General features: G+C 61.5%; 14 protein-coding genes and 5 pseudogenes. 4 read left to right on the top strand and 15 right to left on the bottom strand.

Going from position 1 to position 25915, the window contains the following annotated elements; translation table 11 throughout:
- The 5 genes and pseudogenes from AC1DS3_RS13515 to AC1DS3_RS13495 all read right to left on the bottom strand — a co-directional run.
- Positions 1–375 (bottom strand): annotated as a pseudogene (locus tag AC1DS3_RS13515) (glucose-6-phosphate dehydrogenase); the annotation flags it as partial.
- Positions 372–1400: a phosphogluconate dehydrogenase (NAD(+)-dependent, decarboxylating) gene (gene gnd / locus AC1DS3_RS13510; protein ID WP_441639791.1), complete on the bottom strand. Its 1029-nt coding sequence runs from the start codon at positions 1398–1400 to the stop codon at positions 372–374. The pseudogene AC1DS3_RS13515 and the gene gnd, both read right to left, overlap by 4 nt.
- Positions 1385–5338, bottom strand: coding sequence for a GH36-type glycosyl hydrolase domain-containing protein (locus AC1DS3_RS13505; protein ID WP_441639790.1), 3954 nt, complete (start codon positions 5336–5338; stop codon positions 1385–1387). Before AC1DS3_RS13505 ends, gnd begins: the two co-directional genes overlap by 16 nt.
- Before the next feature lie 269 nt (positions 5339–5607).
- Positions 5608–6876, bottom strand: a complete 1269-nt coding sequence (locus AC1DS3_RS13500; RefSeq protein WP_441639829.1) for a glucoamylase family protein — start codon at positions 6874–6876, stop codon at positions 5608–5610.
- A 38-nt stretch (positions 6877–6914) separates the two neighbouring features.
- Positions 6915–8375 carry a GH39 family glycosyl hydrolase gene (locus AC1DS3_RS13495; protein ID WP_477127351.1) on the bottom strand — a complete coding sequence of 487 codons (1461 nt, stop codon included), beginning with the start codon at positions 8373–8375 and terminating at the stop codon, positions 6915–6917.
- A gap of 692 nt (positions 8376–9067) precedes the next feature.
- Here AC1DS3_RS13495 and AC1DS3_RS13490 point away from each other — a divergent pair.
- Positions 9068–9286: a CsbD family protein gene (locus tag AC1DS3_RS13490; protein ID WP_441639788.1), complete on the top strand. Its 219-nt coding sequence runs from the start codon at positions 9068–9070 to the stop codon at positions 9284–9286.
- Between the two features lie 235 nt (positions 9287–9521).
- Positions 9522–14333 carry a glucoamylase family protein gene (locus AC1DS3_RS13485; protein WP_477127350.1) on the top strand — a complete coding sequence of 1604 codons (4812 nt, stop codon included), beginning with the start codon at positions 9522–9524 and terminating at the stop codon, positions 14331–14333.
- A 652-nt stretch (positions 14334–14985) separates the two neighbouring features.
- Here AC1DS3_RS13485 and AC1DS3_RS13480 read toward each other — a convergent pair.
- The 3 genes from AC1DS3_RS13480 to AC1DS3_RS13470 form a co-directional block, all read right to left on the bottom strand.
- A complete protein-coding gene (locus AC1DS3_RS13480; RefSeq protein ID WP_477127349.1) occupies positions 14986–16917 on the bottom strand; it encodes an AI-2E family transporter in 1932 nt (643 codons plus the stop codon).
- Positions 16918–17232: 315 nt separating this feature from the next.
- Positions 17233–17604 (bottom strand): hypothetical protein, encoded by a 372-nt coding sequence (locus AC1DS3_RS13475; protein ID WP_441639785.1) that lies wholly within the window; start codon positions 17602–17604, stop codon positions 17233–17235.
- A 78-nt stretch (positions 17605–17682) separates the two neighbouring features.
- Entirely contained in the window at positions 17683–18162 is a 480-nt protein-coding gene (locus tag AC1DS3_RS13470) for a Spy/CpxP family protein refolding chaperone (protein ID WP_477127348.1), read from the bottom strand.
- Positions 18163–18904: 742 nt separating this feature from the next.
- On the opposite strand from AC1DS3_RS13470, the pseudogene AC1DS3_RS13465 reads away from it, so the two are divergent.
- A pseudogene (locus tag AC1DS3_RS13465) lies at positions 18905–19108 on the top strand (acyl-CoA desaturase); the annotation flags it as partial.
- 24 nt (positions 19109–19132) lie between these two features.
- Here AC1DS3_RS13465 and AC1DS3_RS13460 read toward each other — a convergent pair.
- The 7 genes and pseudogenes from AC1DS3_RS13460 to AC1DS3_RS13430 form a co-directional block, all read right to left on the bottom strand.
- Positions 19133–19349: pseudogene (locus AC1DS3_RS13460) on the bottom strand (integrase); the annotation flags it as partial.
- A 394-nt stretch (positions 19350–19743) separates the two neighbouring features.
- Positions 19744–20562 (bottom strand): DUF1206 domain-containing protein, encoded by an 819-nt coding sequence (locus AC1DS3_RS13455; protein WP_477127347.1) that lies wholly within the window; start codon positions 20560–20562, stop codon positions 19744–19746.
- A 155-nt stretch (positions 20563–20717) separates the two neighbouring features.
- The gene (locus AC1DS3_RS13450; protein ID WP_441639828.1) at positions 20718–21284 is read right to left on the bottom strand and encodes a Tn3 family transposase; all 567 of its coding nucleotides are present in this window, start codon (positions 21282–21284) and stop codon (positions 20718–20720) included.
- Positions 21285–21317: 33 nt separating this feature from the next.
- Positions 21318–21514, bottom strand: a pseudogene (locus AC1DS3_RS13445) (Tn3 family transposase); the annotation flags it as partial.
- Positions 21515–21702: 188 nt separating this feature from the next.
- On the bottom strand, positions 21703–21858 hold the full coding sequence (locus AC1DS3_RS13440; protein ID WP_441639782.1) for a hypothetical protein: 156 nt from the start codon (positions 21856–21858) through the stop codon (positions 21703–21705).
- A 715-nt stretch (positions 21859–22573) separates the two neighbouring features.
- Complete coding sequence (locus tag AC1DS3_RS13435) at positions 22574–23734, bottom strand: formylglycine-generating enzyme family protein (protein ID WP_477127346.1); 1161 nt, start codon at positions 23732–23734, stop codon at positions 22574–22576.
- Positions 23735–23861: 127 nt separating this feature from the next.
- Positions 23862–24944 carry an IS630 family transposase gene (locus AC1DS3_RS13430; protein WP_441639780.1) on the bottom strand — a complete coding sequence of 361 codons (1083 nt, stop codon included), beginning with the start codon at positions 24942–24944 and terminating at the stop codon, positions 23862–23864.
- Between the two features lie 159 nt (positions 24945–25103).
- Here AC1DS3_RS13430 and AC1DS3_RS13425 point away from each other — a divergent pair.
- Positions 25104–25772 (top strand): annotated as a pseudogene (locus AC1DS3_RS13425) (IS5 family transposase); the annotation flags it as partial.
- Between the last annotated feature and the right edge of the window lie 143 nt (positions 25773–25915).

Raw genomic sequence — 25915 nt, 5'->3', positions numbered from 1 at the left:
GGCCAGACCTTGGGTGACCGGCTCGAACATGCTGGGTGGAATGGCAAGATAATGCAGCGGCCGCGCCGCGTTGCCCAAGGCCCGGCACAGTTGTTCGTATGTCGCGCTGTCCCGGTAGTCGCCGCCGATGTACTGGAGCCGGGCCGCGAGCCGAGCAAACGCAACGGCATCCAGACCGCCATGTTTCTCCAGGCTGTCGCGCACGCTGTTGCGGAACTCATCGAGACTCCTGCCGGATCTCGCCACGCCGATAATAGGCAGATCGAGGTGGCTACGCTTGATCATCGCCTGCAGCGCCGGGAATATCTGCTTGTAGGCCAGATCGCCGGTGGCGCCGAAAAAGACCAAGGCGTCGGAAAGGGATGCCGTCATCATTCGTCCGATGCCGCGGCAGTCTTTTCCACGTGGCCGCCGAAACCGTGGCGCATGGCCGACAATACCTTGTTGGCAAAGTCGGCATCGCCGCGCGAGCTGAAGCGTTCAAAGAGCGCGGCGCTCAGGATGGGGGCCGGGACAGCTTCGTCGATGGCGGCGGTGATCGTCCATCTGCCTTCTCCGGAATCCGACACGCGGCCAGTGAAGCTCTCCAGGTTCGGGTCGTTCAGGAATGCGCTGGCGGTAAGATCAAGCAACCACGAGCCAATCACGCTGCCGCGGCGCCATAGCTCCGCGATCTCCGGAAGATTCAGGTCATATTGGTAGTAGTCCGGGTCTCGCAGTGGGGTCGTTTCGGCATCCGCATCGCTTTTCCGCTTTCCGACGCTGGCGTTGCGCAGAATGTTCAACCCTTCCGCATACGCTCCCATGATGCCGTACTCGATGCCGTTGTGAACCATCTTGACGAAATGTCCCGCCCCGTGCGGGCCGCAGTACAGGTAGCCGTGCTCGGCTGTGCTGTCTGATTTTTGCCGCCCCGCCGTGGGCGGCGCCGCATCCTTGCCTGGGGCGAGCGCGGCAAAGATCGGGGCGAGATGCCGGACAACTGCCTCTTCCCCACCGATCATCAGGCAATAGCCACGCTCGAATCCGGCCACGCCGCCGCTGGTGCCGCCGTCCACATAGTGAATCCGGCGTGATCCCATCGCGGCACCGCGCCGGATGTCGTCGCGATAGTAGGAGTTGCCCCCATCAATGATGATGTCATCGGCGTCGAGCAGCGGCACAAGTATCGCCAGATCTTCATCGACAACGGCGGCAGGTACCATCAGCCAGATCGCGCGTGGCTTGCGCAGCGCGGCTGCCAGGTCTTTCAGGGAAGACACCCCGGCGACACCGGGCTGCAACGCGGCGGCGACGGCCTCCCCGCGCACGTCATAGACCACGCATTCGTGGCCGTGCTTCGTCAGGCGCCGCACCATGTTGGCGCCCATGCGCCCTAGTCCAATCACGCCGAGTTGCATCTTGTACCTCCTGCTCGAGGAACGTTGCGACGGGATCCACCCTGGATCCTGATCTCGACCGAATGTGGCCGGTGGTCGTCCACCAGCGGAATGGCCTGGCCGGGCCGCTCGATACCATCGATGGTCATTCCCGGCTTGCCATCCGTGGAGTGCGGCAGGACGGTAATGTGGTAGGGCGTCCTCCGATAGCGGTAGCTCACTTCGAATGACGTCCAGTCAGCTGGCACGCACGGCGCCACATCCATTTGGTCTTCTGCAAGTGTCACGCCCAGAAGCGATTCGACAATGAATTGATACATCCAGCCGGCCGAGCCGGTGTACCACGTCCAGCCGCCGCGCCCCATGTGCGGCGCACGCGCATAGACATCCGAYGCCAGCACGTAAGGCTCCGTCTGATAGACAGCTATGGTGGCCGCCGATGCGGCGTGATGGATCGGATTGATCATCTTGCACAGTTGCCAGGCTCGCCCGGCGTCGCCCAGGGCCGCGAACGCCATCGCGGCCCAGACCGCCGCATGGGTGTATTGGCCGCCGTTCTCGCGCACCCCACGCAGATACCCCTTGATGTAACCGGGRTCGGGTTCGAACTGGTCGAAGGGAGGATCCAGCAATTGGACCAGCGCTGCCTCGCGGTGCACGAGTTGCCGGTCGACTGCGTCCATTGCCTGACGCGCGCGCTGGGCATCGCCCGCGCCGGACAGGACCGACCAGCTCTGCGGGATCGAGTCGATTCGGCATTCCGTGTCTTCCGCGGAGCCCAATGGCGAACCGTCATCGAACCAGGCGCGGCGATACCAGTCACCGTCCCAACTGCTCCGCTCGATGGCAGCGCACAGGCGGGCCGACTCGCCCAGGCAGCGCTCGGCAAACGATGGATCGTGGTGTCGATGCGCGAGTTCGGCGAACCGCGTCAACACCGCGCACAGAAAGAAGCCGAGCCACACGCTTTCGCCCTTGCCGCCAGCGCCGACCAGATTCATACCATCGTTCCAGTCGCCGGACCCCATCAGCGGCAAGCCGTGCGCTCCGAAGCGCAAGCCGTGCTCGATGGCCCGCACACAGTGTCCATACAGGCTGTCCACCTCTTGCGATTGCCGTGGCAGTTCGTAGCTGGACGCCTGGCCGGCCTTCAGTGCGCTGCCTTCGAGGAACGGAACGGGCTCGTCCAGCACGCCGGCATCGCCGGTAACCGCCACGTAGCGGCATGTCGCCAGCGGCAACCACAGGTAGTCATCCGAGCAGCGAGTGCGCACCCCGCGTCCGGCCGGTGGATGCCACCAGTGCTGGACATCGCCTTCGGAAAACTGGCGGGACGCGCTGCGCAACAGGTGCTCGCGTACCAGCTCCGGCGTGGCGTGCACGAGGGCCATCACGTCCTGCAATTGATCGCGGAAGCCGAACGCGCCGCTCGATTGATAGAACGCGTTGCGTCCCCACAGCCGGCAAACCAGGACTTGATAGACAAGCCAGCCATTGGCGAGTACGTCAAGAGCCCGGTCCGGCGTTCTTATCCGCACGGTGCCCAGCGTGCGGCGCCAATAACGCTTGACCGCCGCAAGCGCGCGGCGCGTGGCAGCGACGCCACGGAAGCGGGCGATCAGCTCGCGGGCCGCCTCGATGTCATGTCCGGCGCCAAGACGGAAGACGATCTCGCGCTCCTGGCCCTCGGCCAGATCCAGCCAGACACGAATCGCGGCACAGGGGTCGAGCCCTGCGCCCACGGTATCGGAAAGCCGAAGCTGCGACATTGCCGCGGGATGACGCAACGAACCGTTGCGGCCGAGAAACGCTTCGCGATCTCCGCTAAAGCTCCGGTCCGCCTGGTCGTCGGTATCGAAGAAGGCCGTGCGTCCGGCAAAGTCCGTGTTGTAGGGGTTGCGGGCAAGCAAGGCGCCACTGTTGGGATCGAGACTGGTGACCACGTGCATCCGCGTTTTCTCGCGCTGGTCGCCGAGCACCCATTCCAGGTAGCCCGTGACGGATATCCGGCGGGGGCGACACGAGCGATTGCGCAGGGTCAGGCGTACGAATTTTACCGGTGCGTCAAGCGCGACGTACACACATAGCTCGGATTCGATTTCGTCCTCGCCGTGTTCGAATGCGCTGTAACCAAAACCATGGCGCGTTTCGTACGCTGCCTTGCCGCCACTCGGCAGCAGTGTGGCCGACCAGAAGTGGCCGGTGTCTTCGTCGCGGAGGAAGTACGCCTCGGCATTCGTATCGCCGACCGGGTCATTCGACCACGGCGTGAGACGAAACTCTTGTGCGTTCTCGCTCCAGGTGGTGGCGCTGCCGCTTTCTGAGACAAGGCTACCGAACGACGGGTTCGCTAGTACATTGACCCACGGCGCCGGCGTTGGCTTTCCGGACGTCACCGTTATCACATACTCCCGCCCGTCCGGCGTGAATCCGCCAAGCCCGTTGGGGAAGAGCAGGGGCCGCTGTGGCCGGTCCGCAGAAGTAGCGGTGGAAGCAGCGGCGGTCGCGTCGGCGCTACGCTCGGCCGGTACGGGGCGAATCGATTGCCGGGCAGGGAGGCTTCTTTCGCCGAGGTTCTCCCACGCGCCGTCGCCGTCGTTTATCACGATCCGGGCAACCGTTTGCAGCAGGGTCCGGCTTTGATCGTCGATCGCTTCGGCGCGGAGCACGAAGATGCCTCCATGCCGGCCGGGCGCATCAATGACGCAGCAGGCGCGGGCAAGGGCCGTGATCCGTTCGCGCAGGGGCTTATGGCCAGCGCGGTCTTCGCAGACGATAACAAGGTCAGCCGCCAGTCCCATCAAGCGCCAGTAGGTATGCGCATCCACCAGCCGGCGTACAAGCTCGAGGTGCCGCGGATCTGCAATTTGCAGCAGCACGATCGGAAGGTCGCCGGAGATGGTGTAGGCCCATAAGCCAGACTGGCCTAGCCGGTTGCTGGCGAGAATGTCCGGACCGGCACGCAGCAAGGCATTGGCGTAAATCACGGAACTGGCGAGGCGCTCGAAACGTTGCGCGTCCGCCTCGGTGGCATGGAGCCTGTTGAGGAGCGCGCGGCTATAGGCGGGCGCCGCGGCGAGAGCGCCGTCCGCGAACTGCTGATCCTGGCATTTCCTGAGCAGTGCAAGGCATGCCTCGCGGGTTGCCGCGACGCCGCTGACCAAATCCACGATCGCGGTTTCGCCTGGGCCAAGCGTAATTGAACAGCGTATCGCGACCACCGGGTCCAGGACAGGCCCGGCGCTCCCGGACAATGCTGCATTCCCGCGCAACGCCTGGGGATCCGCCGTGGTATGGCCGCGGCCGATGAACCGCATGCGATCCGTCTCGTAGCTGATGTCGCCCGTTGTCGGAGGATGCTCGGCGAGCATGTGGAACATCCAAGGCGTGGGCTCGTCGGGGGTGCGCTGCCGTCGGGTGCACAGGATCGCCTGGCGCTCCCGGTCGATTGCTGTTTCGATAAACAACTTGTTGAAGGCAGGGTGGACGGCATCCTCCGCCGGCGGGCCCAGCACGATCTCGGCATAGCTCGTTAGATCGAGCTTCCTGTGGGCGAGCGAACGGTTGGTGACGCGAACCCGATGCACCTCGATGTCGTCTTGCGGCGCGACCGCGATATCGGTCGTCGTTTCGATGTCGCGGTCGCAGCGCCGGAATGTCGCGCGGCCCTCCGGGAATGCTGCTTCCCAGGCATCCGCCTGCGCTGACGTCGGCTGATAGGTGGAGGACCAAAAGTGTCCGCTCGCGAGGTCGCGAACGTAGCAAAATGAGCCCCAGTTGTCGCAGGTTGCGTCTTCGCGCCATCGCGTCAGCGCGATATCGTTCCAGTGGCTGTAGCCGCCCCCAGCGCTCGTGACCATCACGTGGTAGTTGCCGTTCGAGAGAAGGTGTACTTGCGGGGCCGGCGCGGCAGGACTGTCGAAGCTGCGGCACGGCATTGTCCGGGCAGCGGCGGCCATGGCCGTGCTCCGCAGAACCGAGTCCGAAGATCCACCGGCATGCGCGGATTCGTCGTCTACTTCGTGGGCCATGATGAAGCGGCTCAATTCTTGGCTGGGCCGCGCGGCGGGTAGCGTATGGTGAGCAATCTACCGCAAGGGATATGCAATTTCGGTCCGCCAACGTACGGTTGCGCTGGCCGTCGGCCGGGCCGGCCCCCACGGCGCCTGCTGCCGGCAACACATGCGGACGGGAGATGGCGCTCCGGTGTACCCGCTAGTCCCGGGATTCAGTCCAGCCATCCGCCGCTGAAGCCGGCGCGGCGCAGGCCGCTTACGAGGTAGGGACATTGCCGCAGGAGCGCCCAGACCAGCCCGGTCAGGTAGTTGTCAATCATGATGACCGTCGGTCCTTCATTGATGCCGAAGTGATAGGGCGACACCCAACCGGCTTTGCGGGCGGGTTCGCATGGGAACGTTGGATTGAAAGACGCCTTGAAGCCATAAGGATTGGCTTCACAGAGCCGGAGCCGGTTAAAGTGCTCGATCGTCGGCAATACGATCTCGGGGGCAAACGGCAGGGAGGCCACCACGGCCCATGGTGCGAGTGTGCCGTCATCGGGGCCAAAGGGCGCCCCGCGCGCAACATAGTCGAAGAAGATGCGCGGCAGGCCGTTGACGTTCCTGGTGACCGCGCCGGGTCCGTCGCTGGCGGACGTGCCCCAGCAGAATTCCCCATACTGCATGAATCCGAGCGGATTCCGCATCGCATATTGCTGCTGTACAAAGGCGGCGCGGCGACTGTTCTCGAAATAATCGCACTCATGTTCCTGCATGAACGGGTCGCGGATACCGCGAAAATCGATCCAGACGTGCGACAACTGATGGATGAACAACGGACCGGCGTATAGATACTCGATTCCGTAAATGGTCTTCCATCGATAGGTTTTGGACCATGCCAGGTAGCAGCGTTCGGGAATGGGAAAGGTCGGCGACCCAAGCGCGAGGACATACAGGATCAGCGCTTCGTCATAACCCTCCCAATGCCATTTCAGGAATCCATGTTCCGGTGTCCAACCGTGGCACACAAGCGGAGCGGCTCCAAGCATCCATCGCCAGTCAACCCGCTTGTAGAGCATATCCGCCAGCCGCCTGATCTCGGTTTCGCCGGCTGAAGCCTCCTGGAAGTACGCGGCAGCGGTCAGCACTCCGGCGATCAGGATCGCTGTATCGACACTCGACAACTCGCAATGCCAGGCCCTGCGACCTGCCGTCATATCCAGGAAATGATAATAGAACCCCTTGTAGCCGCTCGCATTGGGCGCAGTGCTCTGCTCGCTGCCTGCCAGGAACCGCAGCGTCGCCAACGTCCGTTGCACGGCGTGGTTGCGCGATATGAAATGGTGTTCGACGCCGATCGGGTAGACCGTGAGCGCCATKCCGATTGCCGCTATGCTGGCCGGCCAGTTGTCGAGCGTCTTGTCGGACACCAAACCGTTTGCCGGATTCGCCTCGTGTATGAAGTACGCAAACGAATCCCGCTGCAGGCTTTGCAGCATGTCAGTTGCGGAATTCTGCTCCTGGCGAACGACATCCGTCACGGCTGGCTCCATTCAATTCGCAGCGATGCCACCGATTGGGGCGGCAGGACGACCTCGATCACTGTCGTTTCGCGATCGAAAGAGAAGGCATGCACGTCATCCGAAAGCGTCGCCGCGGCACTGATTCGCTCGACATCTTCAGTGATCAGGTATTCCGGTTGCCCAAGCGCGCGCCACGCCGCCACCGGGTTGCAATGATCCGGATCGATGCGCGATACGGTTACCCGGCACGGGCGCCGGCCGGCCGTCCCCGAGAGCCTCAGCTGTGCCGTTTCACTGCAAATGGGATGACGCGGCATCGCCTGGTTGACCAGCAATACACTGGAGGTGGGGCGCTGGCCAGTGTTCAGTTTTCCTACCCAGACGGCAACTGTCTCATGGCTGCCCAGGACGGGAAGGCGACCATCGCCAAGACGCAACATCAGCTGGAATGCCCGATAAACCGGTTTGGCCATGCCGTGCAAAGTCAACAAGCCGAAGCCCCCATGAAAGGGAGCGCTCGGGAAGCCGCCTTCCTCGAAGAGGTCGGAGAACGTCCAATAGCCATACGCATCCACGATGCCGTCCACGCTCATTGCAATCCGCACCGCCAGCGCCGCGGCAAATGCCTGGTCGAGCAGCGGGTCACGCGGATTGGCGGTGATATTCCATTCGGTATACAGAAGAGGACGTCCGCGCGCCTGGGCGCGTGCTTGCAAGGCACGCTCTCGCATCACATCCTTCGGCGCGTGTTCCAGTTGCGAAATTGAGTCTGGGCCAAATTGAGGAGACGCGTCGGTGGGGTAATAGTGTGTGCTGATGAAATCGACGGCAAGCCTGTTCTGCTCGCAATAGCCGATGAACTCGTCAATCCAGGCATTCTGCGCGGTGGCGGGGCCGCCGACCTGCAGGCKATCGTCGATGCGCTTGATCGCGTCGACTGTGGTGCGATAGAGCGCGAAATAGCCCTGCTGGTCGCCGGTCCAGAACTGTCGCAGATTGGGTTCGTTCCAGACTTCGAACAGCCACTGGGAGACTTCGGCGATGCCATAGCGCGCGACCCAATGGCTTACCAGTTCATGGATCAACAGGCCCCACTGCCGATAATCCGCTGGAGGGGTTATGTTGGCACGATAGTGAAATACGGTAGCCGTGCCAGACGCCAGCGCCGTCGGCATGAATGACAGTTCAATGAGCGGCTTCATGCCAATGGATAACAGGAAATCGAGTATCTGGTCGGCATTGAAGAATGAGTACGACCACCGGTTGCCGCCATAACTGACGGTACTCATGTCGTCACACAGGATGCCGTGAAAGCGCACATGGCGGAAGCCGAGATCGAGATGTGCACGGCACAGTTGGGCTTGCCAATCGGCGCGCAGCGCTATGGGTGCGTGACAGCTTCCCACGGTGTGTTGCCAGGGGTGTGCCAGTGGGAGCGGTGTCGCGGCGAGATCGCAGTTGAAAGTGGTGACCATGACTGAAGGCGAGGAAGACGAAGTGATAGGCAAGCAGGCAGGCAAGTCCGATGCGTAGTCCCCGCATGGCGTCATGACTGCACGTTACCCATCTGTGGCGCGGATGACTTCAATCCTGCAAGACGTATCTTGTCGAGACTCACGTGATCCGCAAGGCTTTGGGTGCATTCGTTCCTCTATGTATAGCCCGTCCCAGGCGCCCGCCGCCGTCCGGGGCCGTACAGTTTGGATAATTTTCATCAGCGGTTTAGGCGGCATGGTTGCTCGGTTCCGTCCCTGAATGTCAGAGCCGGTCTTGTTCTATTTGCTGCGTTGCTGCCCTGTATTAATTAAGTGACTTTCTAGTTTCCCCGCGTCGGACTTAGCAATGGCGGAGTCCGCCTGATGGACTCGCGACCGGCTCCCCCGCAGCCTGCTCGCAGATAAGCGGCGCCTGCGAACCCGCGGCGACAGCAAAGAGCCATCGCAAATGTCCGTCATCGTACCGACAGCAGGGAAAACGGCTGCCAGCCTTACAGTGTCGAGTAGGGGCGCGATGCCGACCTGGCCCTACAACCGGTCCTGGCGATCGTTTCCAGCGGTGTGATAGGAACGCTGTTGTTCATACTGGTGGCTGTGCTGCTTGGCGAGGTATAGGCCGCGAAACACCGACCGTTTCGAGCGGTCATCCATCTTTATCAAGGAGCATCGTCATGAACGAAGCTCAAATGCAGGGCCGCGTCGAACGGGCAAAGAGAAGAGTGAAGGAGGTATTCGCCGATGGCAAGGAAGACAGGACGGCCGAGTTGAACGGCAAGGCCGAGCAACGCTTCGGCCGGGCGCAAATCTCGTATGGAGATGCAAAGCAGAATCCAAGCGGCGGCCATAAGGCTGATAGCGCTGATCATCAAGTATTGGACTTGACAGCGTAGGGAGCCACCATCCTGGAAAGAGGAGTGATACCAGGCGAGCATGCGGAACCAACTGGGGGATTCTGTTAGCGAACTAGAACGGTTCTGGCATGGAACGGAGGCGGCAATGAAGGCGCAGAGTACCGACAATCAATCTGTAGAACTCCACCAGAAGGTGCGCCATAGTGCAACCCCGGACAAACCTGGCCAAGCCGGCCCATTACCACCCGCGCCCGCGCCGGTTAGGAAGTCGCTCATGCGTTCCGTTCTGCGACGCGCTTTCGGCAACCCCTCTGCATCGTCCCCATGGAGTAGCAAGGCACCAGTCAGGGAGGAACCGTTCGACATCGAACAACTCGAACTGCACGCGCAATGCCTGGCAATGGCTCAGTCGGTAACGATAACCCCGCCACATGTCACTTCGTTGCGTAGCCGACTCAACGACAACGCCAGCGTTCTGCTTGCCGCCTACCGCGCAAGTGCTAAAGAGCTGACGAGCGGACCGGATGGGTTACCGGCAGCAGAATGGCTGCTCGACAACTATCACTTCGTCGAGGCGCAGATCCGCACGATCCGGGATGATCAGCTCCACGGCTATGATCGCCAGCTGCCGAAGCTGGCCGAAGGACAGTTCGCCGGCTATCCGAGGGTGTTCGGAATAGCTTGGGCCTTTGTCGCCCACACCGACAGCCATGTCGATCCGGACACTTTGCGACGCTTCATCGCCGCTTATCAGCAGGTGCGGCCGCTTACGATCGCCGAGCTGTGGGCCGTGGCAATCACCATGCGCATTGTTCTGATCGAGAATCTGCGCAGGCTGGCCGAACAGATCGTGGCCGGCATAGTCGACCGCGGCAACGCAGATGCGCTGGCCAGGCGGATGCTCGCCTCGGGATGCACCAGAGCCATCCTCGACACGGATATCGCCATGCGCTCGTCCGCCCCCTTGTCCGATCTCTTCGTCGCGCAGGTCGCGAAACAGCTGAAGGCCCAGGTTCCGAACGCCACTGCAGCACTCGGCTGGCTGGCGGAGCGGTTTGGACTGGAGGACATTTCAATCGGTGAGGTGGTRCTGCGCGCCCAACGCACCCAGCGCGCGTGCAATGTCTCCGTACGCAATGTCATCACTAGCATGCGGCTGATTTCCGCGATCGACTGGGCTGCGCTATTCGAGAGCGTGAGCCGCGTTGATGCGCGGTTGCGCGCGGGAAGCGCGTTCGCCGCGATGGATTTTCCAACCCGAAACCTCTACCGAAGCGCGATCGAACAACTGGCTCGGGGTTCGTCAGCGTCGGAGCTCGATATAGCCGACCTGGTGTTGAAGCTTGCCGAGACCGCGGCAGCTGGCGCGGCCAATGCGGCGCAGGCGGAGCGTGCCGGGGATCCCGGCTATTACCTGATTGCCGAGGGGCGGCCGGCTTTTGAGCGCTCGATAGGCTTTCGGCCCCCTGCGCGGCTACGGATCTGCCGCTTTGGCATTGGCTTAGGCATTGGCGGTTATGTCGGCGCAATCCTGCTCGTCACGCTGGGGTTGCTGGCTATCTCGCTGTGGGCGCTGCCGATGCGCGGCTTGGTGGGCCAGTGGCGCGCGCTGCTTGCGCTTCTCTGGTTCCTGCCCGTCAGCGAGGTAGCGACCGCGCTCGTCAATCGCGCAGTGGCCTGGAGGCTTGGCGCGAAGACCTTGCCAGGTCTGGAACTCAAGTCAGGCGTTCCGCAATCGCTGCGAACGCTAGTTGCCGTGCCAACCCTGCTGACCAACGAAGCGGCCCTTCGGGAGCAGATCAAGGGGCTGGAACTCCACTACCTCGCCGGCGGGAGCGGTGATCTGACCTTCGCGCTACTATCGGACGGGGTCGATTCCGACCAGGAAATCCAGCCGGGCGACGAGCGGCTGCTAGCGGTAGCTTCCGAGGCAATTGGAGAGTTGAATTGCCGCTACGGGCCGGGACCCGTTGGCGAGCGCTTCCTGCTTCTCCACCGCCGGCGCGTCTTCAATGCTGCCGAGGGCAAATGGATGGGGTGGGAGCGCAAGAGAGGTAAGCTGCACGAACTCAACCGGCTCCTACGCGGCGCCACCGATACGAGCTACACGCCAGTCGCCGGGCACGCGCCCCAGGTGCCTAACGCGGTGCGCTACGTAATCACCCTGGATTCCGATACGCGGCTGCCAAGGGATGCGGCGCTCAAGCTGATCGGCAAGATGGCGCACCCGCTAAACAGGCCGAGATTCGATGCTGCATCGCAGCGTATCGTGGGCGGCTACGCCATTCTTCAGCCACGCGTCGCGCCCTCGCTTCCGCTCGGCTGCGACGGTTCGCTCTATCAAAAGATCTTCTCTGGCCCTGGTGGCATCGATCCCTATGCGGCGGCGGCCTCCGACGTCTATCAGGATCTCTTTGGCGAAGGCTCCTATACCGGCAAGGGCATTTACGATGTCGACGCCTTCGAGGCAGCCCTGCGTGACCGAGTCCCGGAGAATGCACTGCTCAGTCATGATCTTCTCGAAGGCATATTCGCCCGCGCAGGCCTTGCCTCCGACGTCGAGGTCATTGAGGATTTTCCATCGCGCTATGACGTTTGCGCCAAGCGCCTGCATCGTTGGACACGCGGCGACTGGCAACTCCTGGCCTGGATTTTCGGGCACGGCACGGGAAGTCGGACGGTGCCGATAGTGGGCCGCTGGAAGATGTTGGACAACCTGCGGCGCTCCCTGCTCTCGCCTTTCTTGTTGCTGGCGCTTGGTGCGAGCTGCCTGCCGCCCATGCCTTCCGGTGCGTGGGGCGCGCGGCTTCTCCTCGCCGTTGTTGCGATCCCGGCATTCCTTCCCAGCCTACTTTCGCTGCTGCCGCATCCCGCCGGCTTTCACCTGCGCCACCGCTTTTGGATGCTGGTCGCCGATCTGCAACTCGCGGCGACGCAGACCTTCCTTACGCTTGCTTTTCTGCCCGACCAGGCCTTCCGGATGGGCGATGCCATCCTAAGAACACTGGCGCGTCTGTATGGCACTCACCAGCATTTGCTCGAATGGACCACCGCCGCGCAGTCGATGACAAGCCCGCGACTGGATCTGACCGGCTTCTATCGGCAGATGGCGGGCGGCACGTTACTCGCGTTGTTGGTGATCGCCGCGGGCATTGGCTTCGCTCCATCTTCCTGGCCGTATCTCGTACCTTTCGCGCTGCTATGGCTTGGCGCGCCTGCGCTCGCCAAGTGGAGTAGCCGCCCCTCAACGCTCGCGCACGGGCGCCCGGTTTCGGATGCCGATGCGGGCGACTTGCGCCTGGCCGCGCGCCGCACCTGGCGGTTCTTCGAGACATTTGTGACGCCGGCGGACAATATGCTTCCACCCGACAATTTCCAGGAGATTCCGAAGCCGACCATTGCACACCGGACCTCCCCAACCAATATTGGCCTCTACTTGCTCTCCGCCATCGCCGCGCGTGACTTCGGCTGGGCTGGCACGATGCAGACCGTTGAGCGGCTAGAGGCGGCGTTGGGGGCCATGCGCAAGTTGCCCCGCTGCATGGGCCATTTCTTCAATTGGTACGGGACACGGGACTTGCATGCGCTGGACCCCGCCTATATCTCATCAGTCGACAGCGGGAATCTCGCCGGCCATCTGATTGTGCTCGCCAATGCTTGTGAAGAGTGGGTCGCTGCCCCTGTTGCGCCGGATACCCGGCTCGGCATGGTGGACGCCGTGCGGCTGGCGCGCGAGGCCGCTGCGGGATTGTCTCGGAGGAGCGGCTGGCAAGGATGTCCGATCGACGACCTCCTTGCGCGGATCGACGCCCAATTGGGTGAGACACCCGCAATCGCAACGCTCTCGCCAACGCTCAGAGGCCTGACGGAGGAGGCCGCCAGGGCGGCTCGCGTTATCTCGTCCACTGGCGATGACGAAATGTCCATTGACCTGGTGTTCTGGACTGAGGCGCTCAGGAATACCGCGGCCGAACATGACCGCGACCAGATTCAGCTCGCCGATGCGGCAAACATGCTGGCGGCCAGGCTAAAGGCGGTTTCCAGTACGGCACGCGAAATGGCGCTGGCGATGAATTTCGCGTTCCTCTACGATGCGGAACGCAAACTGCTGTCGATCGGATACTCGCTGGAGGACAACCGCCTGGACACGTGCTGCTACGACTTGCTCGCCTCGGAAGCCAGGCTCGCCAGTCTGTTTGCCATCGCCAAGGGCGACGTGCCGACACGCCATTGGTTTGGCCTGGGCCGGATGGCGACACCTCTGGGGACGGGATCAGCGCTGATTTCCTGGTCAGGCTCGATGTTCGAGTACCYGATGCCTTCGTTGGTGATGTGCGCACCCCCGGGGAGCCYGATTGAGCAGACCAATCGCCTCGTCGTGGGACGCCAGCAGTCGTATGGAGAGTCGCTGGGGATTCCTTGGGGCATCTCCGAGTCGGCTTACAACGCCCGCGATATGGAGTTTACCTATCAGTATTCCAATTTCGGTGTTCCCGGGCTTGGGCTGAAGCGGGGCCTTGGCGATAGTGTGGTGGTTGCACCCTATGCGACGGCCCTGGCGGCCATGGTGGACCCGCAAGGCGCGCGACGAAACTATAGCCGTCTGACGGAGATAGGAGCGAGCGGACGCTACGGATTCTATGAGGCCCTCGACTTTACTCGGACGCGGCTTTCCGATCGTGAGAACGTCGAGATCGTCCGCAGCTTCATGGCTCACCATCAAGGCATGACCATTGTTGCTATCGCGAACACGCTTCACGGTGGAAAGATGCGGGAGCGCTTCCATCGCGAGCCTATGATCCAGGCCAGTATATTCCTGCTTCAGGAGCGCGTGCCGCGGGACGTCGCCAGTTCGCGCCCAATGGCCGAAGAGGGGACGGAGTCCGTGTTCGGCGCCAATCTCTGGCATTCGATGGTGCGCCGGCGCAAGCCGCCAGCGGTTGCCGCCCCCGATCATGCGTGCGCTATCGAGTCGACATTGCACGAGAGTGCAGGCCGCCACCGGGGCGGCGTACAGCTGCAGACGCGACCTCGCCGTGACACGATAATGGAAACACGTGACCCGCGACGACTCGGCCTCCTTTAACTTCCTGCGAGGCTGGCACAGCGGAAGCATCTGACATGCCGGCCCGCAGTTGAGGTGCCGCGATGCAGAGGATCACAGACTCGGCAGTGAAATCGCCTTCGCAGGTAATCATGCCGACTCCACTCGTCGCGATGGCTGTGAGGAAGCCGGTGAAGCGCGTCGCGTATCGCTAGCTAACAGCCGCAGCTGGCCAAGGCAGATCGAACGTGCCTCCGACGTCGGTGCGGTTTCACTCACGCCGGGGCAGCCTGCGCCGACGATTTAGCTGGGTACAGGATGTCCGTCGCAGACGAGCATCTGGCCAAAGTCGGCATGCACAGGGGGTGAGCCGCAAGGCCGCGATCCAGCGCACGATTGCGGGGCCTACAGCCGCGCTTGCGGCGCTAAGCCCGATATTCCCAATGCGCAAGCAGCCGAAGAACATGGCTCGAGCATCATTCTCGTCTCCGCACGCATCGAGCGTTGACGATCAACCCTGGGGATGGAGAAGACTTCACGGGATACGGCTTTGGAGGCGGGTAGATCGCCACTCACCGTTTGTTGCCGACTAGTCTTGACTGTGGCATGCGGTGAAGAATGGCTCGATATGGTGTGTGATMTTTCCCTTGTGTGGCGTGCCTGGTATTACGTCACCACGCCGCCAAGATGTGGCTCATGGTGCGATCGCACTTGCAGTTCTGGTGGAGGCCAAACAGGCGCTAACCATACCCCGAATCGAAGTGGCATAGTGATCGGCACCGATGGCGCTCTGGAGAGCTTMGCTCCACCGATCTGTATCGCCTATTGGCCAGAGGCCCACGACGATCGACGCGTCCGGAAAACGTTGCCGCACGCGCCGCACAAGGTAGCGCAGGTGGGACGGAATGCCGTCAATGTTCAGGTAAAAAATACACACAATTGTCGCCGCGGTGACGTCCAGATTGTGCATTCTGGCGCGCGAGGCCGCTTCGTGGGGGACAACTCGACAATCAAGAGCGTGCTTTCCAAGGAGTTGGACAAGAATGGTCGATGCCAACTCGTCGAGCGGTCCCCTTCCTGCTATACAAAGGACGAGGCTTTCGGCGCTTCGCGCCGTAAGATTTTCGATGCTTGGCGACGGGCCGTATGGAGTCGGTTGGCGCGGAACTCCTTGTTCATCGACGTACGGTGCCAACGCGAACTCGTGGCCATTAGCGTCGGCTGGGACCGGATCAATGTCCACGAAGCTGTCCAGACCCTCGACGAGATCGTTCGTTGTGGCCTCTATTCGCGCCAGTTGCGCGGCTGTTACAACGCCGCGCAACACATCGTTGGCCGCGAGCTGCAATCCCTTGAGGGCGACCTCATCGTAATAGGAGGAGAGTGATCGTTCGCGCAGCAGGAGTTCGGCTTGCTCAAGTGCTTCATCCGGATCGCCGGCGAGCGCTCGTTGGTAGAAATTCTCAACCGGAGTCAGCGTCGGCTGGTCGCCCAGCAGCACGTCGAGAACTTCGAGTCGCCCAACATGCCGGCCGAGGACAACCAGGCAAAGAGTCAGCGGGGTGGACAGGATGAGTCCGACCGGGCCCCATATCCAACTCCAGAAAATCGCAGCGACCACCACTGAAAACGGGGAAAGGCCGGTGCTATGGCCATATAACATCGGCTCAACGACCTGAGCGGCTAGCAGTTCGACGGTCGCGAAAAGCGCCAGTGACCAGATCGCCATGGACCACTCAGGACTGACTGCGGCGGCGAGTGCGGTAGCGAGAATAGCGACGATCCAGATTCCGACATAGGGTACAAGACGCAGCAGCGCGGCCAAGATGCCCCACAACACTGGGCTTGGAACGCCAATGAAGAACAGCCCTGTCCCGATGACAGCGCCCACGGTCGCGTTAACGCCGAATTGCGAAACGAAGTATCGACTGAGACGCCGCGCGGCGTCGTCCATTGCGGTGGTGGTCCGATGCAAATCGCCCGAGCCAAATAGCCGGATTGCCCGATCTCGCAGGTCATCACGCTGCAGCAGGATAAAAATGGTCACGATGAATACGATGAAGGCGGTCTCAAGCGGCCTGATGGCGGGAGATAGCACTTGCCGTGCCAACTGAAAGGCCGTCGGAGCCGGCTCGCGCACTTCGACGGCAAGCGCTGCGGGCGGTTGAGCCTCCGACGATTGTGGCAGATCCACGGTTGCCCGCTGAAACGCCTTGCCAGCGGTGCCGGCCAGACTGCTGAGCCTTCCAACGGTCAATCGATGCGCGGTATGAATCTTTTCTTCGATGGTGGCCTGATAACGAGGGATGCCGACGGCGAGATCCGTAATCTGCGCGGTGATCACGACCCCCAACAAGACCATCACCGAAACCGAAATTATCACAGCGAGTAGAACCGAAACAATCCGGCCTAGCTTTATACGACAAAAGAAATTGACCAGAGGTGCCACAAGGAAGCTGAGCAAGATCGCAAGTGTGATCGGGATCAGAACGTCTCGCCCAAAATAGAGACCGGCGACGACCGTCACGCCGACGGCGAGGCTGATCAGGCCCTGCACGCTGGAGAGATCAGAAGGCTTGAGATGCGCCGCTTGCCTCGCAAAGCGCGGATCTTCTGAATCAGACATAACTACTCATAGGTTTGCGATGTCGTTCCTCTTCATGCGTACCAGCCCCGTGTGGGCTGCAACAATCGGTCCAATCGCAATCAGTTTGAACTATCCGCTCCGCAATATCGTCTCGGGGCTGTCCCCCCATTTGTTAAGGCTACGCCAACGCGAACGCTCATGTGGTACGACAGCGTACGGAGACGCGACATGAGCAGGGGGATCCCATAGGTAGCGCAACGCTAATGGATAGAGCTGCCCTAGGGCACTAGACATTATCTCGCGGCGTTGTTTGAGGCCAAGCGCTGGCGAGCTATGCCAGCTATGCTCACCCGGTTAGCGAAACTGCAGAGGAAAGACCAAAGTGACTCCGGGTGATGGTTGCGGTACGTAGGTGACGGGGGGCGGCGCATAGACGTAGCCAGAGCGCTGGTCGTCATAGCGATAGCGCTGGTTGCCATAGCCATTGCCGCCACGGCGGTCGTAGCGTTGATTGCCGTGCCAGTTGCCGCCAGGCTCCTGCTGGCCCGGACGGTGCTGATAGTCATGATTTTGGCCGCGCCGCTGCTGGCTGGGATAGTCGTGGTTGTCTTCGCCGAACGCCGGCGTCGCCCACAGGCCACCAATTACCATCGTCAGGCCAAATGCCTTGGCGATCCTCGCGCTCGCCGAGCGAGTCCGACTTGACCAAGCTATTGAGGTTTTCACAATGATCTCCAGTGTTTGAGCGGGAGCCCGAGCCGCACCGCGTGGCTTGCGTCTGCGTTTGCTGCCCAGGTTCAGCCCTCAGCCATTCCTTGAGGCGTGCGGGTGCCTGGTCCGGAAGATCAGGTCGGCATTCCTTTTCTGGACGTCCGACATGCTGTCGTATAGTTCCTGGAACACGGGCGTTAGCTTCTTGATGCCATCGGCATGCGCGTCGGCGATCTCCCCATAGGACTGGAGGTCGCGCACAGCGGTCATGTCTTTGACATCATTTTCCCGCGCTTGCCGTAGCGATTCCATCTTGCTCGCGTTATCGCGCATGACCTGCGCGACCTTCTGCCAGAGTTGTTCCTKGGCGGCGGTGATCTGGAGCTTCGTATGAAGATCGCGGATGTGTGCCTMGATGCGGTCCTGCTTCGCCATCTTCAAAACTTGCGCGGACCCCTGCGAATCCGTGGCCGTAATGGCCCCGGCGGGGCCCGCCAGCGTCAGCACTGAAAGTAGCGTGGCTGACAGCACGAATACAGTCTTCGGCCGGAATGAAGGCGCAGTGAGTTTCATGATCGATCTCCGTGGAACTTGATTGACCTCGCCGGGCGCTCTCCAGCATTGGCGGCGCGATCGCATAGTTGTTGTGTGCCGAATCCCGGCTCGCGTCTGTCCGCCACCGGACAAGGACGAGGGAAGCGGCGTTGCGGGACATCGCTTCGGTATTCGACACTCGGCGATCCCGGGCACCTTTGCCACCTTGATCCTCCCCTTAGTCTTCTCGATGCGACCGCTCACTTGACCGTACGGGAAACAAAGACCCAGATGACTGGCAAGATCKAGCAGATCGTCGGCACGACACAGGCCTCGTATGGTGACGCCACGGAGGAATCCAAGACGCAGCAGTAGGGCGGCGCCGGCGGGAGCCGCTCTGACGCGTTGCTTCGTGGCGCGTTCAAGTGCAGGCATTGCCAAAGCAGCCTTCTCCGATCGGCTCTGCCGCCGTGCGAGAGGGCACCAGCGGTTACCAGCTAAAGTGGTAGCTCTGCGAGGGGTGCAGCTTCCATTCCCCGTTTCCCGTCAGCTCCAGCACCTGTTGATGATACTTAAGGAGAGTGGGGCGGTGGCTGACGCTGACGAGCGGCGTTGAAGTGGTCGATCGCTGATATCACAAACAGATACTGGAAACTGACGGGGAATGGACGCGCGGTTGCGGCCGCGCCTGGGGTTAGCCTATGTGCGCCAGCGGACAGAATTGACGGCGCACTCGGCGTACATGTCCCTTACGCGTTTCGATCCTGCGAAGGAGCCGGTGATGCAACTTGGCCTGCTCAATCTCCCATGGTGGGGTTATGCGTTGGTGACGCTGGGCTTGACCCACGTCACTATCGCGTCGGTCACCATCTTTCTGCATCGTCACCAAGCCCACCGGGCCCTTGATCTGCATCCCATCGCCAGCCACTTCTTGCGTTTCTGGCTGTGGCTCACCACCGGGATGGTGACCAAGGAGTGGGTGGCTGGATAGCGTCAAGCAGGATGTCCCCGGATGCCGCAAGAAGGCATGGTATGCAATCGCATCTTCGGCGCCCGGCCACGCTCGAGCACGGCCCAGAGAATCAGTCGCTCGGCCTCTTTGCGGTACGCCCTCTGTGTCGCGGCGGACTCGTGCAGCGCGAGCCGTCGACATCCTGCGGAACCTGGAGCCTTTCCCAAGGCACCACGTCATGCTGAGCGCCGACCGGCAGCAGCGCACGCGCTTGCGCAAGCACCGCCCGAACACTCGGATCCACCTGCTCGAACTGAGATGATTGGGATCTCCTTCCGCGCCGTCGAGGCAGGCAAGGCTCAAGCTGGCGGTCGGCAAGCGGCTCGCCGCAACGCCCGGGTCGCAGGTGCATGACGAGAGAGCGAGTCGCGTCCAGGCCATCGTGCTGGAGTGCGTGGAAGCACTTGACCAACTGCACACAGCGCTGGAACTTGAACGCGGTCGACGCCATTCGCCCGAGCCTGAGGTCCTTGATGTGCGAGCCCCTCTGCCGCAGACAATCTCCGAGCTTCTCTGCACCTCGCGCAGCGGACCCTTGGAGATGACGGTCGGGACGCGCGCCCGCTCCCGACTGCTGAACCAGCGTACGTTCACTCGGTCCAGAAGGGCTACATCCGGCGGTAGCGTGACTCGAGCATCGCGAACAGGCCGAAGGCCACGAATCCAAGCGCCACGGCCGTAAGCAGAAACCGCCCCAACGGCTGCGCCAGGATCGCATGCAGCGCGCCGTCCAGCCCCGGCGCCTTCTGCCGGTGGAAGGTCAGCGCCGCATAGCTGAGCAGGCCCCCAACCACGCCCAGTGCCACCCCCTTGGCGATGTATCCGACTTGGCCCAGTCGCGCCACGCCTTTCCGGGCAACTGGAGACATCGACGAAGTGTCAATCTCCTCGTTGAAGGATTTCTTCACGCCCTTGACCRCCCCGGCCACGCCGACGCCAATGATGATCAGCCCGGTGACCACGACGATCACCCGCCCGGCGGGCCACGCCARCACACCTGAGGTGGTTTGCTGCTGGGACTGCGCGTCCMACGATCCCCAGCCGAGCACGACCGAAGCTGCGCTGACCCCCAGGGCGGCGTAGATCACGGCCTTGGCCCCGCTGGTGACTTGATTGCGGACCCGTTTGGCACCTACGCGGTTGCGATAGCCCCAGATGGCTTCACTGGCCTGCCAGAGCGCGAGCGCCACCATGCCGACCGCAACCAGCCATAGCAGGATCCTGCCAAAGGGCTGATCAGCCAATGTTCTCAGCGCCCCGGAGATGTCGGCGCTCTCGCCGGCCGGCGCGCCCCATGCGATCTGCAGCGCCAGCCAGCCGATCAAGAGGTGCACAACGCCGTAAGCGGTCAACCCGACGCGGGCGAGCACCTTCAGCGACGCGCTGTCGCCGGCCTGTTCGGCCTTGCCACCGGAATTGGGTGCCATCGCGGGGCCCGCCTCGTGAGTTGTCAAACGGAACCTGGGATCCAACATTTTCTACCTACAGCATGTTGTTGAAAACGATCCCAGGTGGGCGAAGACTGGCATTTCGAGGGTTGTCGACCCCTTGCTCGACTTGAGCAGCGTAGGAGCGCGCTGAGTCAAGATGGGCGCCGTACGTCCGACGAAGAGACTTGAAAGTCCGCCGCTAATTCAACCTTAGCTCGGCCCGCACCTTGAGTGCAAGGACTCCTCGTACCCTCGGACTCACGCAGACCGACGCGTCGCCGTCCGGGATCATTGTAGGAGCGCATCCGCGTAGCGCTCCGGCTCTGCATCTGGGCGGTGTTCCACGCCAGAACAATGTTGGTCAGCAGCGCATGCGATCCCGAGATTACTTTCATCTCGTCGCGGCGCCGGCCACGCTCGTGTGAGACTTTTCCATAGTAAATCGCACGCTGAAGATGACGAACAGATTCGCCGCGAATCAACAACGTTTGGATTTCGCGCCCGAACTCCTCAATCGCGATGTAATTACACAGGAAAACCACGCAGCAGCCTGCCGAGATGCTCCGCCGCCCGGTGCAGCGGGCGGCCGCGCCGAAGCGCTGCAGCGCCAGCGAAGCAGAGACACGTCCAGATCTGATCGATGCCGCCAGCCGCAACAGTTCATCCCAGCCTCGCTCGATGGCGGTGAGCGAGACGCGCCGGACAGTGGCGGGCTCCATGCCCTCGGGAATCGAGAAGACGCGAGGCAGGGCCTGCCGTTCGTTGAGCACGATCGGTTGGTCGTAGACGATGCCCCAGCGGTCACGGACGTGCGTATCGATGCCGGCGGCGTAGGTGCGTCGGCGCGGATCGATGCGAGCGTTCCACAGTGCCTAGAGGCATCGAGCGACATCCTGTCGGCCGAGGCCTTGTCGCCGTCGCCCCAAAGCGCGGCAATCGGGATGCGGCTCTGATACTCTGCCAAGCGCTCGTTGGCCCGGCGAATGCCGGCCGCTGGCCTCAAGCGCCCCCATGGAGACTGAAATCTGGCTGGCCGTCAGGCCGGGAATCATCGACGCCACACCTTTGGCGTCGACGTCAGATCCATGGCCGAGGCGCTGGGGCATCCGGTCTACGTGCACTGGACGCTCGCGCGCGTCAAGCGCCGCTATGGGTCGCTGGCCGAGGCAGGCCGCCCAGCTGGCCGTGCTCAAGCTGCTGTTGGCGCAACGACGCGGCGATCGAATACTCGGAGCGCGGGCGCCTGCGCACGGTGCCGGCAGACCAGGCGCCGAGCCCGGAGACGGTGCTCACGCGGCTGCTGCACACGCACCGGCACCGCTTCCGCTCGCGCCGGGACGCCTCGGCTCGTGGCGGTGGAAATTGCGGGGGGCGTCTTCGTGCCGCGAATGGCACCGAGCAGGCGCAGAAGAAGACAGCAACGGGAATTCGGAGAGTTTGCTGGATCGTTGGCCACGGCTCCGTTGTGGAAGGCATTGCCTCGAGCCCATTTTAAGGATGAGGTCCAGCAGAGGGGAACGATATGAAATCGAGATAGTCGCCGACACCGGCGCGCAGTACGGGCAAAGGGAGTTCCCTATATTGCGGCTGGTGCCACGATGGCTTCCATGGGTCGCTGCTCGACAAAAAAGCAGGGCCCCTAAGGGAGGGTCGTGCCTTCTTCAGAATAGRCAGAGGAGGAACCCGCCGAAACGCGTGTTTGCTAGGTGCGTTAGCAGACATTCGCGCCGCCGAGCMAAGTGCATCCTAGAAGTCCCATTGGAAGGTTCCTCTCAACCTTTCATTCGCCTCGCCGCTCCACCCGGTGCCGGCGAGGCCTTTCTCGTCCATCGTCGGAGGCAGCCAGCAAGGAAAAATGCTCTAAGCTGCGCGGGGAAGTGAGGGGTCGCATCGAGAAGACTAATGGGAAGCTCAAGAACGCTCAACTTGAAATATAGGCTAGCCAACCAGCGACGGCCTTATAGCACGCCCGGCATGGCGAGTGAACAAGCCAGCGAACCGCTCCGCGTTAGCGCGCTTGCTCCAACGATCCAATGTAGCTGTCACTGTAGTCGACCTTATCCCGAATCTCGGCCCAGGTGAGACAGAGGGCAAAAGACCGACGAAGGCCCTTTMTCTCGCTGCCCGCTGGTCGAGGTATCGGCATCAGCGGMTATCGCGCATCGGCATCCGTTTCCCTTACGAGGCGCATACCGACCAGCGCGTAACGCGTCTGCGGCGTGTTCCAGTTGCGAAACGACGACCTGGCGTAGAAGGGCCAAGTGTGCCACGATCCACCGCGACGCACGCGCACGTCGCCGGACGCGGGACCTCGGGGATCTTCAATGGGCGCTCTTGCGTAGTAGTTTTCGTCGTACCAGTCTGCCACCCATTCCCACGCGTTGCCATGCATGTCATACAGGCCCAGTGCGTTTGGTGCGAAGCTGCCCACCGGCGCGGTGAATCGGAAGCCATCGTGCCCCTGCGTCGCATAGCTCTTCCACTTCGGCCAGTTCTCTTGGGTATCGGCATCGAACGTATTTGCAACCTTAAGAAGCGATTGCGGATCGTTTCCGCTGTAATAGCGTGTGCTGGTGCCGGCACGGCAGGCATATTCCCATTCGGCTTCGGTTGGGAGGCGATATGTCTTCCCTTCCTTCTCGCTGAGCCATTTTGCCATCGCTACGGCATCGTTCCAGGTGACATTCACGACTGGATGATCGTCACCCTGGCGAAAGCCAGGGTTGCGCCATGAATACTTTGGACTCCGCCCCTCAAAGGCATCGCGCCGATCCGATTTCTCGGGGTCGTATTTGGGGTTGTAGCCGTAGCCGCCCGTGCCATCAGCTTCCGATTCGGGCGTGTAGCCAGATGCTTCCAAAAACCGCTTGAATTGGCCCACCGTGACTTCGTATTGCGCCAGGTAAAACGACCGAGTGATGCGAACCTTGTGCACCGGTGCTTCGTCGCCAATTCCCAGCAACCGGTCACGCTCATATTGCGGAAATGCCTTGGCAAGTTCTTCTGGCGACTCGTTGCTACCCATCATGAATTCCCCAGACGGGACCAAGATGAACTTCATCCCGAGGGAGTTTTCGATCACCTTAGGTGATTCTGCCCCCGCCTCAGTCAACCTCCCGATTGAGATCGCGAGCAAAGCCAGAATCGACACCGTTGCATATTTCCACATATTGGGCTCAAAGATAAAAGATAGGCAATTCGGTCCCGCAGGCCTGGGTCTGGCTTCCTTGTCGGTCGTGTCGACCAATGGCAATGAGATTGCAATTGTTGAGAGGGTTACCCAAGTAGTGACTTCCCTAGTGTTGTGTCCCAGAAATAACTTTACATAGACGCTCGATTTTGGCGAGGATCGAATCTGCAGTAGCGGTCCAGACAAAGGGGCGTTTGTGAACGTTGTAGTGCTCGACGTAGCGTTGGATTTGCAGGACCAGTTGGCGCACGCTGTCAAACGACCCACGGCGGATCGCCTGCTGCGTGATCAGCCCGAACCAGCGCTCGACTTGGTTGAGCCAGCTCGAGTACGTCGGCGTGAAGTGCATGTGATAGCGCGGGCGTTTGGCCAGCCATGCCTTGACCTTGGGATGCTTGTGAGTGGCGTAGTTGTCCACGATCATGTGGACGTCAAGTGCTGCTGGAACGGCCTTGTCAATGTGGTTCAGAAACGAGATGAACTCTTGGTGCCGATGCCGGGGCTTGCATTGCGCAATGATCTCGCCCGTGGCGGCATTGAGTGCAGCGAACAGCGTAGTAGTGCCGTGACGAATGTAATCATGCGTGACGCCCTCTACGTAGCCCAAGCCCATGGGTAGTACGGGCTGTGTGCGCTCGAGCGCCTGGCACTGGCTCTTCTCGTCCACGCACAAGACCAATGCGTTCGTAGGCGGGCTGAGATACAAACCGACTATGTCGCGTACTTTCTCAATGAAGTACGGATCGCTCGACAGCTTGAAGCTCTTGGCGCGATGCGGCTGCACACCAAACAGAGCAAAGTATCGCGCTACAGAGCTCTTGGAGATGCCCGTATCCTCGGCCGCCGACCGCACGCTCCAATGTGTGGAGCCTCGCGGGGTGTCATGTAGCACCTTGCTCAGCAATTCGGCCACTGCTTCATCGTCATGGGTACGAGGTCGCCCCGACTTGGCTTGATCGTGCAAGCCAGCCAGTCCATGTGCCAAGAATCGCTTCTTCCAGAAAGTCACCGCTGGTGCCGTCACCCCACACTGCGTTGCAATTTCTGAATTGAGCTGACCGTCGGCGGCCATCAATACGATCTTTGCTCGACGCACTAACGAATGAGGCAACGATCTTGAACGGCTCATTGAGGTAAGTTGCTCTCGCTCACCGGCTGACACTTCCACTTTGATTCCTGGTCGTCCCATGGTCGCTCCTCACAAAGACAGTGACCATCAGACCCCGCAACCATTAATAAAGTTTCTTGTGGGACAGAACACTAGCAGGCCGCTGAAATACCTCCAGCGGAAGTCAGCKCAACGACTGGCCGAAGCGTTGATTTGAGGACCCCACCCAACCCCACATTCATGCGCGGCGCAGACACCTTCACCGAGAGTTTGTTCACTATGCGGAGGCTGGAGGATTTCGTGCCGAAGTCCCATCCGCTGCGCTCGATCCGCACCATGGCCAATCAGGCGCTGGTGAAGATGGACCGGTTGTTCGCGCAGATGTACGAGGCCGATATCAAGGGTGGCCGCCCCAGTATCGCGCCGGAGAAGTTGCTGCGCGCCATGCTGCTGCAGGTGCTCTACAGCATTCGCTCCGAGCGCCAACTCATGGAGCAGACGCAGTACAACCTGCTGTTTCGCTGGTTCATCGGGCTGTCGATGGACGATCCAGTTTGGGTGCCCACGGTCTTTACCAAGAACCGCGAACGGTTGAGCAAGCATGATGCGGTGATCCAGTTCTTCAACGAGGTGCTGGCCATTGCGCAGAAGAAGAACTGGCTGTCGGGCGAGCACTTCAGCGTGGACGGCACGCTGATACAGGCGTGGGCAGGCCACAAGAGTTTCGTGCGCAAGGACGGCGGCGACAAGGACAATAACGACGGCGGCAACTTTAAGGGTCGCAAGCGCAGCAACGACACGCACGAGTCCAAGAGCGATCCCGATGCCAGGCTGTACCGCAAGGGCAAGACTGCGAGTGAACTGCGCTACATGGGCCATACCCTGAGCGACAACCGCCACGGCCTATTGAGACTTGTATAAATCATGACAACCGATTCGAGTCTGACGCGTTATCTGATCAAGGCGTTGATCGGGAGTCGATTGCATGGCTAGGAAGATGGACGAAGCGACCAGAAAGCGGGTTCGCGCTGGACGGATGCTGTTAGCGAACA

The organism is Cupriavidus sp. 01L46 (genome assembly GCF_056399905.1).
This window is presented reverse-complemented; position numbering and strand designations above follow the sequence as displayed.

Excerpts from the sequence above, each read along its gene's own strand:
- AC1DS3_RS13490 (WP_441639788.1), top strand. The coding sequence starts at position 9,068 with ATGAACGAAGCTCAAATGCAGGGCCGCGTCGAACGGGCAAAGAGAAGA.
- AC1DS3_RS13430 (WP_441639780.1), bottom strand. The coding sequence starts at position 24,944 with ATGGGACGACCAGGAATCAAAGTGGAAGTGTCAGCCGGTGAGCGAGAG.
- AC1DS3_RS13450 (WP_441639828.1), bottom strand. The coding sequence starts at position 21,284 with ATGGAGCCCGCCACTGTCCGGCGCGTCTCGCTCACCGCCATCGAGCGA.
- gnd (WP_441639791.1), bottom strand. The coding sequence starts at position 1,400 with ATGCAACTCGGCGTGATTGGACTAGGGCGCATGGGCGCCAACATGGTG.